15 protein-coding genes are annotated in these 13,335 nt (G+C 53.8%); 9 read left to right on the forward strand and 6 right to left on the reverse strand.

Annotation, left to right across the window (positions count from 1 at the left end; translation table 11 throughout):
- Positions 1-208: 208 nt before the first annotated feature.
- Complete coding sequence (gene ychH, locus AC0LWE_RS00990) at positions 209-484, forward strand: stress-induced protein YchH (protein ID WP_012017726.1); 276 nt, start codon at positions 209-211, stop codon at positions 482-484.
- Between the two features lie 80 nt (positions 485-564).
- Here ychH and dauA read toward each other — a convergent pair whose 3' ends face one another.
- From dauA to lolB, 4 genes are all read right to left on the reverse strand, one after another.
- The gene (dauA, locus tag AC0LWE_RS00995; RefSeq protein ID WP_219347664.1) at positions 565-2,247 is read right to left on the reverse strand and encodes a C4-dicarboxylic acid transporter DauA; all 1,683 of its coding nucleotides are present in this window, start codon (positions 2,245-2,247) and stop codon (positions 565-567) included.
- Positions 2,248-2,371: 124 nt separating this feature from the next.
- Positions 2,372-3,319: a ribose-phosphate diphosphokinase gene (prs, locus tag AC0LWE_RS01000; protein ID WP_012017724.1), complete on the reverse strand. Its 948-nt coding sequence runs from the start codon at positions 3,317-3,319 to the stop codon at positions 2,372-2,374.
- A 125-nt stretch (positions 3,320-3,444) separates the two neighbouring features.
- Positions 3,445-4,314, reverse strand: a complete 870-nt coding sequence (gene ispE / locus AC0LWE_RS01005) for a 4-(cytidine 5'-diphospho)-2-C-methyl-D-erythritol kinase (protein ID WP_216981286.1) — start codon at positions 4,312-4,314, stop codon at positions 3,445-3,447.
- Entirely contained in the window at positions 4,311-4,922 is a 612-nt protein-coding gene (lolB, locus tag AC0LWE_RS01010; protein ID WP_059179778.1) for a lipoprotein insertase outer membrane protein LolB, read from the reverse strand. The genes ispE and lolB overlap by 4 nt, the downstream gene beginning before the upstream one ends.
- 210 nt (positions 4,923-5,132) lie before the next feature.
- Between lolB and hemA the strand changes: the two genes are divergently transcribed.
- The 6 genes from hemA to kdsA are packed head-to-tail and all read left to right on the forward strand — an operon-like array spanning position 5,133 to position 10,437.
- Positions 5,133-6,389 carry a glutamyl-tRNA reductase gene (hemA, locus tag AC0LWE_RS01015; RefSeq protein ID WP_131487199.1) on the forward strand — a complete coding sequence of 419 codons (1,257 nt, stop codon included), beginning with the start codon at positions 5,133-5,135 and terminating at the stop codon, positions 6,387-6,389.
- A gap of 42 nt (positions 6,390-6,431) precedes the next feature.
- A complete protein-coding gene (gene prfA / locus AC0LWE_RS01020) occupies positions 6,432-7,514 on the forward strand; it encodes a peptide chain release factor 1 (RefSeq protein WP_059179780.1) in 1,083 nt (360 codons plus the stop codon).
- A complete protein-coding gene (prmC, locus tag AC0LWE_RS01025; RefSeq protein WP_219346462.1) occupies positions 7,514-8,344 on the forward strand; it encodes a peptide chain release factor N(5)-glutamine methyltransferase in 831 nt (276 codons plus the stop codon). Before prfA ends, prmC begins: the two co-directional genes overlap by 1 nt.
- Positions 8,341-8,733, forward strand: coding sequence for an invasion regulator SirB2 (sirB2, locus tag AC0LWE_RS01030; RefSeq protein WP_219346463.1), 393 nt, complete (start codon positions 8,341-8,343; stop codon positions 8,731-8,733). Before prmC ends, sirB2 begins: the two co-directional genes overlap by 4 nt.
- Before the next feature lie 3 nt (positions 8,734-8,736).
- The gene (gene sirB1, locus AC0LWE_RS01035) at positions 8,737-9,546 is read left to right on the forward strand and encodes an invasion regulator SirB1 (RefSeq protein ID WP_202667846.1); all 810 of its coding nucleotides are present in this window, start codon (positions 8,737-8,739) and stop codon (positions 9,544-9,546) included.
- Positions 9,547-9,582: 36 nt separating this feature from the next.
- Complete coding sequence (kdsA, locus tag AC0LWE_RS01040) at positions 9,583-10,437, forward strand: 3-deoxy-8-phosphooctulonate synthase (protein ID WP_474264596.1); 855 nt, start codon at positions 9,583-9,585, stop codon at positions 10,435-10,437.
- 67 nt (positions 10,438-10,504) lie between these two features.
- On the opposite strand, the gene chaA is transcribed toward kdsA, so the two are convergent.
- Entirely contained in the window at positions 10,505-11,599 is a 1,095-nt protein-coding gene (chaA, locus tag AC0LWE_RS01045) for a sodium-potassium/proton antiporter ChaA (protein ID WP_219346465.1), read from the reverse strand.
- 271 nt (positions 11,600-11,870) lie between these two features.
- Here chaA and chaB point away from each other — a divergent pair, with 271 nt between their 5' ends.
- Both chaB and AC0LWE_RS01055 read left to right on the forward strand, forming a co-directional pair.
- Positions 11,871-12,101: a putative cation transport regulator ChaB gene (chaB, locus tag AC0LWE_RS01050; protein ID WP_202666071.1), complete on the forward strand. Its 231-nt coding sequence runs from the start codon at positions 11,871-11,873 to the stop codon at positions 12,099-12,101.
- 178 nt (positions 12,102-12,279) lie between these two features.
- Positions 12,280-12,975, forward strand: a complete 696-nt coding sequence (locus tag AC0LWE_RS01055) for a gamma-glutamylcyclotransferase (protein ID WP_131487204.1) — start codon at positions 12,280-12,282, stop codon at positions 12,973-12,975.
- Positions 12,976-13,087: 112 nt separating this feature from the next.
- On the opposite strand, the gene AC0LWE_RS01060 is transcribed toward AC0LWE_RS01055, so the two are convergent.
- Positions 13,088-13,330 (reverse strand): DUF1883 domain-containing protein, encoded by a 243-nt coding sequence (locus AC0LWE_RS01060; RefSeq protein WP_012017712.1) that lies wholly within the window; start codon positions 13,328-13,330, stop codon positions 13,088-13,090.
- Positions 13,331-13,335 lie beyond the last annotated feature (5 nt).

Raw genomic sequence — 13,335 nt, forward strand, 5'->3', positions numbered from 1 at the left:
AATTCTGCGAAAGGAAGGGGTATTTGCGAATAATGACGCAGTTGAATCATTAGAATTTCATGTTGTTCAGACGCTTATTTGTAAACTTTTGTTGTGACGAGAGTCATTAATGTGATCATTCACGCAACTCATAAAAGGGGTGGTGTCTATACTTTACACACAAGGATTAGGGACATTTTCCCTGCAACCCAGGCTGCGGAGGTGATATATGAAACGCAAAAACGCTTCACGACTCGGTAATGTGCTAATGGGATTGGGCCTGTTCGTGATGGTAGCAGGCGTGGGTTATTCAATTTTAAACCAGTTGCCTCAGATTGACCTGCCGCAATATTTCGCCCATGGTGCGATTCTTAGCATCTTCGTTGGGGCGGTTCTGTGGCTTGCGGGCGCACGCGTGAGCGGTCATGAACAGGTGAGCGACAGATATTGGTGGGTGCGTCACTATGATAAACGCTGCCGCCGCGACCAGCACAAGCACAGCTGACGCGCTATGTGAATAAAAAAACGGCTCCCGGGAGCCGTTTTTTTATGTCTGAAGGAGAGTATTACCGCCCGACAGCGGTATCAGGAGAGATCCGCTAATGCCGCCTCGCGGTTGGGATAAAACGCCAGCCGTCCAGGGATCGGATGCACAGCGGCACGCGCCATCGTGCGCAGTGGCTGGAATTCCAGATTACTGACGCGTAGCTCGCAGCCGTCCGGTAGACGATCGACAAAACGCTGGAAGGCATCCAGACCACCCGCATCGAGTACCGGAACCGCATCCCACTTCAACACCACAATGCGTTTACCCTGAATTCGGGATTCCAGATCGCTAAACAGACCTTCTGCCGCCGCAAAAAATAGTGGGCCTATGACGCGCAGAACCAGTACATCCTCAGGGACATCAACATTGACTGGAGCCAACCGCGTCATCTGCGCAATGCGACGCATGAACAACAGCGATGCCAGTACGATCCCCACGCTAATGGCGATCACCATATCAAACAACACCGTCAGCGACATGCAGATGAGCATCACAATAATGTCGTCTTTTGGCGCACGGCGCAGCAGATGCACCACTTTATGCGCCTCGCTCATGTTCCACGCGACCATCAACAGCAGGGCAGCCATCGCGGACAGCGGCAGCCATGACAGCAAGGGTGCCAGAGCCAGCAGGGCGAGGATAACCAGCAGCGCGTGAATAATTGCAGAAACGGGTGACGTGGCCCCAGCGCGCACGTTAGCGGCAGAGCGCGCAATCGCGGCCGTCGCGGTAATACCGCCGAAGAACGGGGCGATAATGTTGCCTAGTCCCTGTCCAACCAGTTCGCCATTGGCATTGTGCTTGGTGCCGGTCATGCCATCGAGGACAACGGCGCAGAGGAGCGATTCTATCGCACCCAACATTGCCATGGAGAACGCGGCGGGAAGCAGCGCGCGCAACGAATCCCAGCTCAGAGTAAAGCTGGAACCCGGCAGATCCCATGGCAGCACAAGCTGCGGCAGCAACTGTGGGATGCCGCTACCCTGAGAGCCATCCGCCAGAATATAGTGGAACTGCGAGCCGATGGTAGCAACGTGTCCACCCAGCAAATTGACCGCCCCCATGACTGTACAACCCAGTAACAGCGCGGGTAAATGACCCGGCACACGGATGCCTAGTCGCGGCCAGAGAATTAACGTCCCCAGCGTGACGATACCAATCGCGGCATCACCCAGATTAGCCGTAGGGAGCGCCATAAACAACGCCCCGACTTTTTGCAGATAGTGTTCAGGGACGTGCGCGAGCTGCAAACCCAGGAAATCCTTAATTTGCATGGTCCCGATGGTAATGCCGATCCCGGAGGTAAAGCCTAGCGTCACGGAAAGCGGAATGTACTCAATCAGTCTGCCAAAACGTGCCAGCCCAAACAGGATCAAAAAGAGGCCGGACATCAGCGTGGCAACCAGTAAACCCCCTAGTCCAAACTGCTGTGAGACGGGATAGAGGATCACCACGAAGGCGGCGGTCGGGCCAGATACGCTGAAACGTGACCCGCCGGTGAGGGCAATCACAATGCCGGCAACGGCTGAAGTATAAAGCCCGTACTGCGGGGCAACGCCGCTCGCAATAGCCAGCGCCATTGCCAGCGGGATGGCGATGATCCCGACGGTGATACCGGCAATCAGATCGCGGATAAATCGCGATGAGGTGTATTTTTCTTTCCAGCAGGCGTCGATGAGGGCGCGAAAGGGCAGAACATGTGAGGGGACAATATTTTTCACAATTATCTTTCATCCGAGAGCGCATCATCTGTCATGTGAATGGCAGGTGAAGTTGGCATTGATCATACAAATGAATATTCCAGACAAAAAAACCCGCCGCAGCGGGTTTTTGCGCTGGGTTCGATTAATGCTCGAACATAGCAGAGATGGATTCTTCGTTGCTGATACGACGAATCGCTTCGGCCAACATTCCGGACAGGGTCAGAGTACGCACGTTTGGCAGCGCCTTGATCTCTTCACTGAGTGGAATGGTATCGCAAACCACAACTTCGTCGATCACGGAGTTGCGCAGGTTATTGACCGCATTACCCGAGAAAATCGGGTGAGTTGCGTATGCAAACACACGTTTAGCACCACGTTCTTTCAGTGCTTCGGCGGCTTTACACAGCGTGCCGCCGGTATCGATCATGTCATCAACCAGAACGCAGTCACGGCCAGCAACATCACCGATGATGTGCATCACCTGAGAAACGTTAGCGCGCGGACGGCGTTTATCGATGATAGCCATGTCGGTATCGTTGAGCAGTTTTGCAATTGCACGCGCGCGAACTACGCCACCGATATCCGGGGAAACCACAATTGGGTTGTCCAGATTCAGCTGCAACATATCTTCGAGCAGGATTGGGCTACCGAATACGTTATCAACCGGAACGTCGAAGAAGCCCTGGATCTGTTCTGCGTGCAGGTCAACGGTCAGAACGCGGTCAACACCAACGCTCGACAGGAAGTCAGCAACAACTTTAGCGGTAATGGGAACACGCGCTGAACGGACGCGACGGTCCTGGCGGGCATAACCAAAGTAAGGAATAACAGCCGTGATACGGCCTGCAGAAGCACGGCGCAGGGCATCGACCATAACAACCAATTCCATCAGGTTGTCGTTAGTTGGAGCACAGGTGGACTGGATGATGAAAATATCACCACCGCGTACATTTTCGTTAATTTGTACGCTGACTTCGCCGTCGCTAAAGCGACCTACAGCGGCGTCGCCGAGGGAAGTGTACAGGCGGTTGGCAATACGTTGTGCTAGTTCCGGGGTGGCGTTACCAGCAAAAAGCTTCATATCAGGCACGAGAAGAACCTCAGGCATGCGTCCAATGGTGGATAACTTTCGCCACAAACTGTGCGGGCCAGGCGAACGCTATCCAGGCGGTGTATTAAAGAGCGCGATGCAACGTCTGGAACAGGGTGACGTTGTCACCGAAACTCAGTCTGCGCCAGAATGGTCTGCTGTAGGGGGGACGTGTTCATCCCACGTGCTACAAAACCATGCAGCCATTCCGGAGCTTGCTCTAGCACCTGACGAGCGGCGGATTCGGTGTCAAATTCAGCAAAAACACACGAACCTGTGCCAGTCAGGCGCGACGGCGCATATTCTAACAGCCAGGAAAGCGCCGCATCAACCTTACGAAAACGTTTTCTTGCGATAACCTCGCAATCGTTGCCGAATTCACATTTTAGTAACGTCTCTATTGACCGCACAGGCGTGTTTCTCGGCAAATCCGGATCGTTAAAAATAACCGGCGTTGGAATACTCACGTCAGGGTGTGCGACAAGATACCATTTTTCCGGCGGATCGACGGGGGTAATAATCTCGCCAATGCCTTCGGCAAAGGCTGCATGACCGCGAACGAATACCGGCACATCGGCACCCAGCGTCAGCCCGAGCGTTGCCAGCTCATCCTGCGAAAATCCGCAGCCCCATAGATGATTTAGCACGACCAGCACCGTTGCCGCATTTGACGACCCGCCACCCAGACCACCGCCCATAGGCAGGCGTTTTTCGACGCCAATATCGGCACCATAATGCTCAGGTAACCGCCCTGAATTTGCCGCCGCTTTTATTAAGAGCCGCGCAGCGCGCACGATCAGGTTGTCTTCACTGGCGACGCCGTCAACCGGCGTCAGCAAATGGATTTCGCCGTCCTGACGCGGCTCAATGGAGATCGTGTCGCCATAATCAACAAACTGAAACAGCGTCTGCAGTGTGTGATATCCGTCAGCACGCTGGCCGGTAATGTACAAAAACAGGTTCAGTTTTGCCGGGGAGGGCCATTGGGTCATCATTTAACGATCCAGTTGTCCATTTTCAGCTTAATGCGCTGGCCGCCTTCGGTCAGTTCCATACTGGATGGCAGCGCGGGTTTACTGGCACTGTCATAACCGCCGTACACCACTTTCCAGGTTTTACCGTTCTGGCTGTAGTTGATTTGGCTAAGACGGTACTGATCGTCAAGTTTGTAATCCGTCGCATCGCCCGGGAGGCCCAGGATCCATTGACGCAGGCTGTTGATAGGAATCGGCATTCCCGTCAACTTGCCAATCATCTCTTCGGCATCGGTGCCGGTGTACTGCTGGCCTTTATTATCGGTAATTTGTGCTTCACCCGGCTGCGCTTTGAGTTCTAACTCGGTGCTTCCCAACGGGTTCAGCAGAAGCAGACGATAACGATCCTGTCCGGTTTGCTGCCAGAAAAAGCGTGCGTACACTTTTTGCTGGTCGGAGAGATAAGCGAAAGCGCCGCGGGTCTGATACTGGCTTAGGTTGCGCACTTCCTGCTGATGCTGACGCCACTGCGGTGCGTCAGGGCTTTTGCCGGGGCCCTTGGGCGGAGTAATCGAGCAAGCAGAGAGGACCAGTGCCGCCAGCGGTAACAAACGAGTCAATCGGGCCATAGTAGTGACAAATCCTTGAGATGCGTTGCAGTTATAACCCTTAATGCTAGCGTCCGGCGGTGGCAGCGTCTACGTTCATATTGTCTTAAATCATGAAATTAGCGGGTGAGGCCTATTACTCCGAAAGGGGGCAGTCTCTTTTATTGATCTCGCGCATCAGGTATGATGCGTCCTGCTAACCTTATTAACGCTGGTACTACTCCCGCTCACATGACCCTTTTAGCACTCGGCATCAACCACAAAACGGCCCCTGTTGCGTTGCGAGAACGTGTTACGTTTTCGCCGGATACGCTCGACCAGGCGCTGGACAGCCTGCTTGCGCAACCGATGGTGCAGGGCGGCGTGGTGCTCTCGACGTGTAACCGTACTGAGCTATACCTGAGCGTTGAAGAACAGGATAACCTCCACGAAGCGCTGATTCGCTGGTTATGCGAATACCATAATCTGAACGAAGAAGAGCTGCGTGCCAGCGTGTACTGGCATCAGGATAACGATGCGGTCAGTCATCTCATGCGCGTCGCGAGCGGTCTTGACTCACTGGTGCTCGGCGAGCCGCAAATTCTGGGTCAGGTGAAAAAAGCCTTTGCGGATTCTCAGAAAGGCCATTTAAAAGCCAGCGATTTGGAACGCATGTTCCAGAAATCCTTCTCCGTCGCCAAGCGAGTGCGAACCGAAACCGACATTGGTGCCAGTGCGGTTTCGGTTGCTTTCGCTGCCTGTACGCTTGCGCGTCAGATCTTCGAATCCCTCTCAACCGTTACCGTGCTGCTCGTTGGCGCAGGGGAGACGATTGAGCTGGTGGCGCGTCATCTTCGTGAGCACAAGGTCAAGCATATGATCATCGCCAACCGTACGCGTGAACGCGCGCAGGTTCTGGCGGATGAAGTGGGCGCAGAAGTTATCGCGCTAAGCGATATTGATGAACGCCTGAAAGACGCTGACATTATTATCAGTTCAACCGCCAGCCCGCTGCCGATCATCGGTAAAGGGATGGTGGAACGTGCGCTCAAATCGCGCCGTAACCAGCCGATGCTGCTGGTGGACATCGCCGTCCCGCGTGATGTCGAGCCGGAAGTGGGCAAGCTGGCGAACGCCTATCTGTATAGCGTTGACGATCTGCAAAGCATCATTTCGCACAACCTTGCGCAACGCAAAGCGGCCGCTGTTCAGGCCGAAACCATCGTTGAGCAGGAATCGGGCGAATTTATGGCCTGGCTGCGTGCGCAAAGCGCCAGCGAGACCATCCGTGAGTATCGCGGTCAGGCGGAGCTTGTGCGCGACGATCTGACGGCCAAAGCGATGGCGGCCCTCGAACAGGGCGGCGATCCGCAGGTAATTATGCAGGACCTGGCGTGGAAACTGACCAACCGGTTAATTCATGCTCCAACCAAATCACTTCAACAGGCTGCCCGTAACGGGGATGATGAACGCCTGACTATTCTGCGCAACAGCCTCGGGCTGGAATAGCGCCACACACCCATTTTCTATTACAAGGTGCATTTTACGCCTATGAAGCCCTCTATCGTCGCCAAACTGGAAGCTCTGCACGAGCGCCACGAAGAAGTTCAGGCCTTGCTCGGCGATGCCGCGACTATTGCAGATCAGGATCGTTTTCGCGCGCTGTCGCGTGAATATGCGCAGCTTAGCGATGTTTCGCGCTGCTTTACCGACTGGCAGCAGGTTCAGGAAGATATTGAAACCGCGCAGATGATGCTCGACGATCCTGAAATGCGCGAGATGGCGCAAGAAGAGCTGCAGGAAGCCAAAGCCCGCGCAGAAGAGATGGAGCAACAGCTTCAGGTTCTGCTGCTGCCGAAAGATCCCGATGACGAGCGCAACGCGTTTGTCGAAGTCCGCGCCGGTACAGGCGGGGATGAAGCCGCGCTGTTCGCCGGCGATCTGTTCCGCATGTACAGCCGTTACGCAGAATCGCGTCGCTGGCGTGTCGAAATCATGAGCGCCAACGAAGGCGAGCATGGCGGATATAAAGAAGTGATCGCTAAAATCAGCGGTGAAGGCGTTTATGGTCGTCTGAAGTTTGAATCCGGCGGACACCGCGTACAGCGCGTTCCGGCCACGGAATCACAGGGCCGTATCCACACCTCCGCCTGTACTGTGGCGGTGATGCCGGAAGTGCCCGAAGCTGAACTGCCGGATATTAATCCAGGCGATTTGCGTATCGACACCTTCCGTTCATCCGGCGCGGGCGGTCAGCACGTTAACACCACCGACTCTGCTATCCGTATTACCCACTTGCCGACCGGAATTGTGGTGGAATGTCAGGATGAGCGCTCCCAGCACAAAAACAAAGCCAAAGCACTGTCGGTTTTGGGGTCGCGTATTCGCGCGGCAGAAATTGCCAAACGTCAGCAGGCCGAAGCCTCAACCCGTCGTAACCTGCTGGGCAGCGGCGATCGTAGCGACCGTAACCGCACCTACAACTTCCCGCAGGGGCGCGTGACCGACCACCGTATCAACCTGACCATTTACCGTCTGGACGAAACCATGGAAGGCAAACTTGATTCCCTGATTGAGCCCATCGTGCAGGAATATCAGGCCGATCAGCTGGCGGCACTGGCAGATCAAGACTAATGGATTTTCAGCACTGGTTACGCGTTGCGATCGGCGAGCTTAGCGAAAGCGAAAGCCCGCGGCGTGACGCTGAAATCTTGCTGGAACATGTTACCGGCAAAGCGCGGACCTTTATTCTGGCATTTGGTGAAACGGCGTTGACGGCGGATCAGCATGCGCAGCTCTCCGCTCTGTTGTCGCGTCGCAAAGCGGGTGAACCCGTGGCGCACCTGACGGGAGAACGCGAATTTTGGTCGCTGCCGCTGTATGTTTCTGCGGCCACGCTGATCCCGCGCCCGGATACCGAATGTCTGGTTGAACACGCGCTTGCGCGTCTTCCCGCAACGGCCTGCCGGATCCTCGATTTAGGGACAGGAACCGGTGCGATAGCGCTGGCGCTGGCGAGCGAGCGTCCGGATTGTCAGGTCACTGCCGTTGACGTGATGCCCGATGCCGTCGCGCTCGCGTTGCGTAACGTGGCGCGTCTCGGTTTCAACAACGTTAAGATCCAACAAAGCAGCTGGTTTGACGCGCTTGTCGGCCATCAGTTTGACATGATTGTCAGTAATCCGCCGTATATTGATGAACGCGATCCCCATTTGTCGCAGGGCGATGTACGCTTTGAACCGCTCACGGCGTTAGTGGCGGCAGAGGAAGGCTTAGCGGATATTGCGCATATCGTGACGGTGTCACGCCAGTATCTTACCGCTGGCGGCTGGCTATTGATTGAACACGGCTGGACGCAGGCTGAGGCGGTACGCGCGCTGTTTACTCAGGCAGGTTATGAACGGGTCGAAACCTGTCAGGACTACGGTGGCAATGACCGTTTAACGCTGGGCAAAATGGCATGAGTATGTTCAGCGTTCTGATTTATGCGCATATTGCCGCCGTTACGCTAACCATCAGCTTTTTCGTGCTGCGTTACTGGTGGCGCTACAGCAACAATTCACTCATTGACGCCCGATGGATGCGCGTGGTGCCCCACTGTATCGACACGGTGCTGTTCCTTTCTGGCGCGGGTTTGATGTGGGTCACGGGCTATCTGCCATTTACTGATAAAGGCACATGGCTGACTGAGAAGCTGTTTGGCGTTATCATCTACATCGTTTTGGGTTTTATCGCGCTTGGGCGTCGTCGTCCGCGCAGCCAGCAGGCCGGATTTATTGCCTTTCTGCTGGGGCTGGTGGTGCTGTACATCATCATTAAACTCGCCACCACAAGAATACCGTTACTGGGGTAAGTCATGAAGTCCTTAGCCGATTTCGAATTTAATAAAGTCCCGCTTTGCGATGGGATGGTCCTGATATCGGAGATGATCCGCGACGATTTCACATCAGAGTGGGTCTACGATGAACTGGAAAGCCTGGTGAGCCTGGCGCGTGAAGAGATTACTCAGGCGCGTTCTCAGGACTGGCAACTGGAAAAACTGATCGAGCTGTTTTACGGCGAATGGGGCTTTTGCGACACGCGTGGCGTGTACCGCCTTTCCGATGCGCTTTGGCTGGATGAGGTACTGAAACACCGTCAGGGCAGCGCAGTGGCCTTAGGGGCTGTTCTGCTGTGGGTCGCGAACCGTCTGGATATTCCGCTGGTTCCGGTTATCTTCCCGACGCAGCTGATTTTGCGCGCGGAATCGCTGGACGGTGAGATGTGGTTAATCAACCCGTTCAACGGCGACACGCTTGACGAACACACGCTGGATGTCTGGCTGAAAGGCAATATCAGCCCGGTTGCTGAGCTTTTCAATGAAGATCTCGATGAGGCTGACAACGCTGAAGTCGTTCGCAAGCTGCTTGATACGCTGAAATCCGCGCTCATGGAAGAACGGCAGATGGAACTGGCATTACGCGCCAGCGAGGTGCTGCTTCAGTTCAATCCGGAAGATCCGTATGAGATCCGCGATCGCGGGCTTATCTACGCACAGCTGGATTGCGATCACGTTGCGCTGACGGATTTGAACTACTTCGTTGAGCAGTGCCCGGAAGACCCGATAAGCGAAATGATTCGCGCGCAGATCAATTCGATCGCGCATAAACAAATTACACTGCATTAATCTTAATTCCGATTCACACCTGAATAAGGCGATCCTATGAAACAAAAAGTGGTTAGCATTGGTGATATCAACGTGGCAAACGACCTGCCGTTCGTGCTGTTTGGCGGCATGAACGTTCTGGAATCCCGTGACCTCGCGATGCGCATCTGCGAACACTACGTGACCGTAACTCAGAAACTGGGTATCCCGTATGTGTTTAAAGCCTCTTTTGACAAAGCCAACCGCTCCTCTATCAACTCTTACCGTGGCCCAGGCCTGGAAGAGGGGATGAAGATTTTCCAGGAGCTGAAACAGACGTTTGGCGTGAAAGTGATCACCGATGTACATGAAGCGTCACAGGCTCAGCCTGTCTCGGAAGTGGTTGATGTGATTCAGCTTCCGGCATTCCTCGCGCGTCAGACCGATCTGGTGGAAGCGATGGCGAAAACCGGCGCGGTGATCAACGTAAAAAAACCACAGTTCGTCAGCCCAGGCCAGATGGGTAACATCGTTGATAAGTTTATCGAAGGTGGCAACGACCAAATTATCCTGTGTGACCGTGGTGCTAACTTTGGCTACGACAACCTGGTTGTGGACATGCTTGGCTTCAGCGTGATGAAGAAAGTCTCCAATAACTCACCGGTAATCTTTGACGTAACCCACGCCCTGCAATGCCGCGACCCGTTTGGCGCAGCATCCAGCGGTCGTCGTGGTCAGGTGACTGAACTGGCACGTGCGGGCATGGCAACGGGTATCGCCGGTCTGTTCATCGAAGCGCACCCGGATCCAGCCAACGCGAAATGCGACGGCCCGTCCGCGCTGCCGCTGGATAAGCTGGAACCGTTCCTGAAGCAAATCAAAGCGATTGACGATCTGGTTAAAAGCTTCGACGAGCTGAATACCAGCAACTAACGCGTCACGCGATATAAAGCAAAACGGCAACCCCAGGGTTGCCGTTTTTCGTTTGAAGCTATCAGTCTCAGGCGAAGATTGTCATCAGATAAGCGATAAACAGCGCCATATGTGCTGCACCGTTGAGCACGTTCGTACGTCCGGTAGAGAACGAAATCTGACACAGTAACAATGACGCCACCATGACAATCATTTCTGGCGCACCCAGCGCAAACTGCAGCTCATTGCCGGTCATAAAGGCAATCATTGTCACGACAGGAACGGTCAATGAAATTGTTGCCAGCACAGAGCCAAAGAACAGATTCATTGCGCGCTGAACCTGGTTGCTGAGTACCGCTTTCAGTGCACCCAAACCTTCTGGTGAGAGAATTAACAGGGCTACCAGGAAGCCGGTAAACGCAACAGGCGCATTCAATTCGGTCAACAGCGTTTCGAGCGGATTGGCATTCATCTTGGTCACGGCAATCACCGCAATCAGATGCACGATCAGCCAAACGGTGTGCCACAGGCTGCTATGCGCGGAGGGCTTACCGTGATGCGGGTCATCGCCGTCATCTTCATGCTCGTAGACGAACAGGCTTTGGTGCGTTTTGGTCTGAATCAGCAGGAACACGCCGTACATGGCGGCAGAGATGAGCGCGACCAGCAGGGCCTGACCGGAGGTGAAATTCGCACCCGGCAGTGCCATTGGAAATACCAGAACGATAATTGCCAGCGGAAACAGGGCAATCAGATACTGTTTAATCCCAAACAAATTCATGTACTGGGTCGCAAATTTTTGTCCGCCCAGCAATAACGAAAAGCCCACCAGACCGCCGGTCACAATCATAATGATGGAGTAAAGCGTATCGCGCATCAGCGTTGGCGCGGCGTCGCCGGTCGCCATTAATGCGGAAATTAAACTGACTTCGAGGATAACGACGGAAAGGCTTAAAATCAGTGAGCCGTAAGGCTCTCCAAGACGGTGTGCCAGAACATCGGCGTGTCGTACTACGCTAAAGGCGCTAAATAAAATACCTACCAGAGCAAGAGCATTAATCCCGACGACCACTGGCAATGACTGACTGCTTCCTAAGAAGAAGAGCACAGCCAGTGCCACGACCGGGAAAATGAGTGACGTCTCCTTGTGGCGGGTTTTTACCGCCTCCTGTGTTGTTGTCATGCGATTCTCCGTCAATGCAGATGATTGTAATTATAGAGTTGAAATTCAAGCCCACTAAACTAACAGAAAACGGGTAAATTCCTGCGAATTTTTACCTAATTTTACGACATGAGGATATTTTTTGCCTAAGTTCTCATAATGGTGCATTTATTGAAAATACATCCTAATTAACAGCATATTAAGATGTTGTATTTAACACGAATGTCATATTGCTGGCAGGGTTGCACACTATCGACCACACTTATTATTTTAGTGAAAAGAGAGGTTAGCGATGCCTTATAAATCGAAAAGTGATTTACCCGATAGCGTACAGCATGTGTTGCCATCACATGCGCAGGATATTTACAAAGAGGCGTTTAACAGTGCCTGGGATCAATACAAAGACAAAGACGATCGCCGGGACGATGCCAGCCGCGAAGAGACCGCACATCGCGTGGCCTGGGCTGCGGTTAAACATGATTATGAAAAAGGTGAGGATGATAAATGGCACAAAAAGAGATAGCGGCCACATGATGAGCCATCTCTGTTTGGACATTTCTGGCTGTTGAACTTCCGTTGTATTGCATCCGGCCCGTTATTTGCTTATCGTTTATTAACTGCTGTCAAAATGAGCAGTCAATACAATGCCGGGAAGGCGCTAACAGTTGTCGCAAGGAAGCAAGCAGTGGCGGAGGTGTAAAGTGTTAACGCGTGATTTCTTGTTGAACGCAGATTGTAAAACGGCATTTGGTGACATAGAAGAATCGCTTCTCTGGTCAGCCGAACAGCGCGCAGCGTCGCTTGCGGCGACGATGGCCTGCCGTCCTGATAATGGCCCGGTTTGGATATTTGGCTATGGCTCGCTAATGTGGAACCCCGCGCTGGAGTACCGGGAATCGGCAACGGGTACGCTACCCGGCTGGCATCGCGCGTTTTGTTTGCGCCTGACGGCTGGGCGCGGCAGTGCCTGTCAGCCAGGTCGGATGCTTGCACTGAAAGAGGGCGGGCGCACCACGGGCGTGGCCTACCGTTTGCCGGACGACACGCTGGAAGACGAGCTGACCCTGTTGTGGAAGCGCGAGATGATCACCGGCTGCTATATGCCGAGCTGGTGCAAGCTGGAACTTGACGACGGACGCACCGTCAATGCGCTGGTGTTTATCATGGACCCGCGTCATGCGCTGTACGAAGCCGACACGCGCACACAGGTGATTGCGCCGTTGATTGCCGCGGCCAGTGGCCCGCTGGGCACCAACGCAGAGTATGTATTCTCGCTTGATCAAGAGCTGGCACGGTTGGGAATGAAAGATGACTGCCTGAACGAACTGGTGTCGAAAATCAAAACGTTGTTGGACGGAGAATCTCAGGAAGCGTCGTTACGCCCAGGGTTCGCCTGATAAAAAAAGCCCGGTTGCGTTAAGCATTCCGGGCCATATCCTTCACTGTCAAGCTGTCAAGCTGTCAAGCTGTCAAGCTGTCAAGCTATCAAGCTATCAAGCTATCAAGCTATCAGGCTGCCACGTAACTTACGGAATGCTCAAGAGACTGGCTGTGACTGTCGATCAACACATCCCATGTGCCGGTATAAGGCACCGTAAGCCACGCATTGTCTTTATTCTGCACGCTTAAAATATCCGCCTGCGACGACTTCTGTGCTTTTGTGCTCATCAAATGAATATGGCAGCGCTCTGAGCAACGCACCACGACTGTATCCCCGCCAAACAGTTTCAAACTTGTTTTTACCAGTGCCATTATCT

It is taken from the genome of Lelliottia sp. RD5 (genome assembly GCF_056032945.1).

Excerpts from the sequence above, each read along its gene's own strand:
- ychH (WP_012017726.1), top strand. The coding sequence starts at position 209 with ATGAAACGCAAAAACGCTTCACGACTCGGTAATGTGCTAATGGGATTG.
- ispE (WP_216981286.1), bottom strand. The coding sequence starts at position 4,314 with ATGATGACCCAATGGCCCTCCCCGGCAAAACTGAACCTGTTTTTGTAC.
- lolB (WP_059179778.1), bottom strand. The coding sequence starts at position 4,922 with ATGGCCCGATTGACTCGTTTGTTACCGCTGGCGGCACTGGTCCTCTCT.
- hemA (WP_131487199.1), top strand. The coding sequence starts at position 5,133 with ATGACCCTTTTAGCACTCGGCATCAACCACAAAACGGCCCCTGTTGCG.
- prfA (WP_059179780.1), top strand. The coding sequence starts at position 6,432 with ATGAAGCCCTCTATCGTCGCCAAACTGGAAGCTCTGCACGAGCGCCAC.
- prmC (WP_219346462.1), top strand. The coding sequence starts at position 7,514 with ATGGATTTTCAGCACTGGTTACGCGTTGCGATCGGCGAGCTTAGCGAA.
- sirB2 (WP_219346463.1), top strand. The coding sequence starts at position 8,341 with ATGAGTATGTTCAGCGTTCTGATTTATGCGCATATTGCCGCCGTTACG.
- sirB1 (WP_202667846.1), top strand. The coding sequence starts at position 8,737 with ATGAAGTCCTTAGCCGATTTCGAATTTAATAAAGTCCCGCTTTGCGAT.
- kdsA (WP_474264596.1), top strand. The coding sequence starts at position 9,583 with ATGAAACAAAAAGTGGTTAGCATTGGTGATATCAACGTGGCAAACGAC.
- chaA (WP_219346465.1), bottom strand. The coding sequence starts at position 11,599 with ATGACAACAACACAGGAGGCGGTAAAAACCCGCCACAAGGAGACGTCA.
- chaB (WP_202666071.1), top strand. The coding sequence starts at position 11,871 with ATGCCTTATAAATCGAAAAGTGATTTACCCGATAGCGTACAGCATGTG.
- AC0LWE_RS01060 (WP_012017712.1), bottom strand. The coding sequence starts at position 13,330 with ATGGCACTGGTAAAAACAAGTTTGAAACTGTTTGGCGGGGATACAGTC.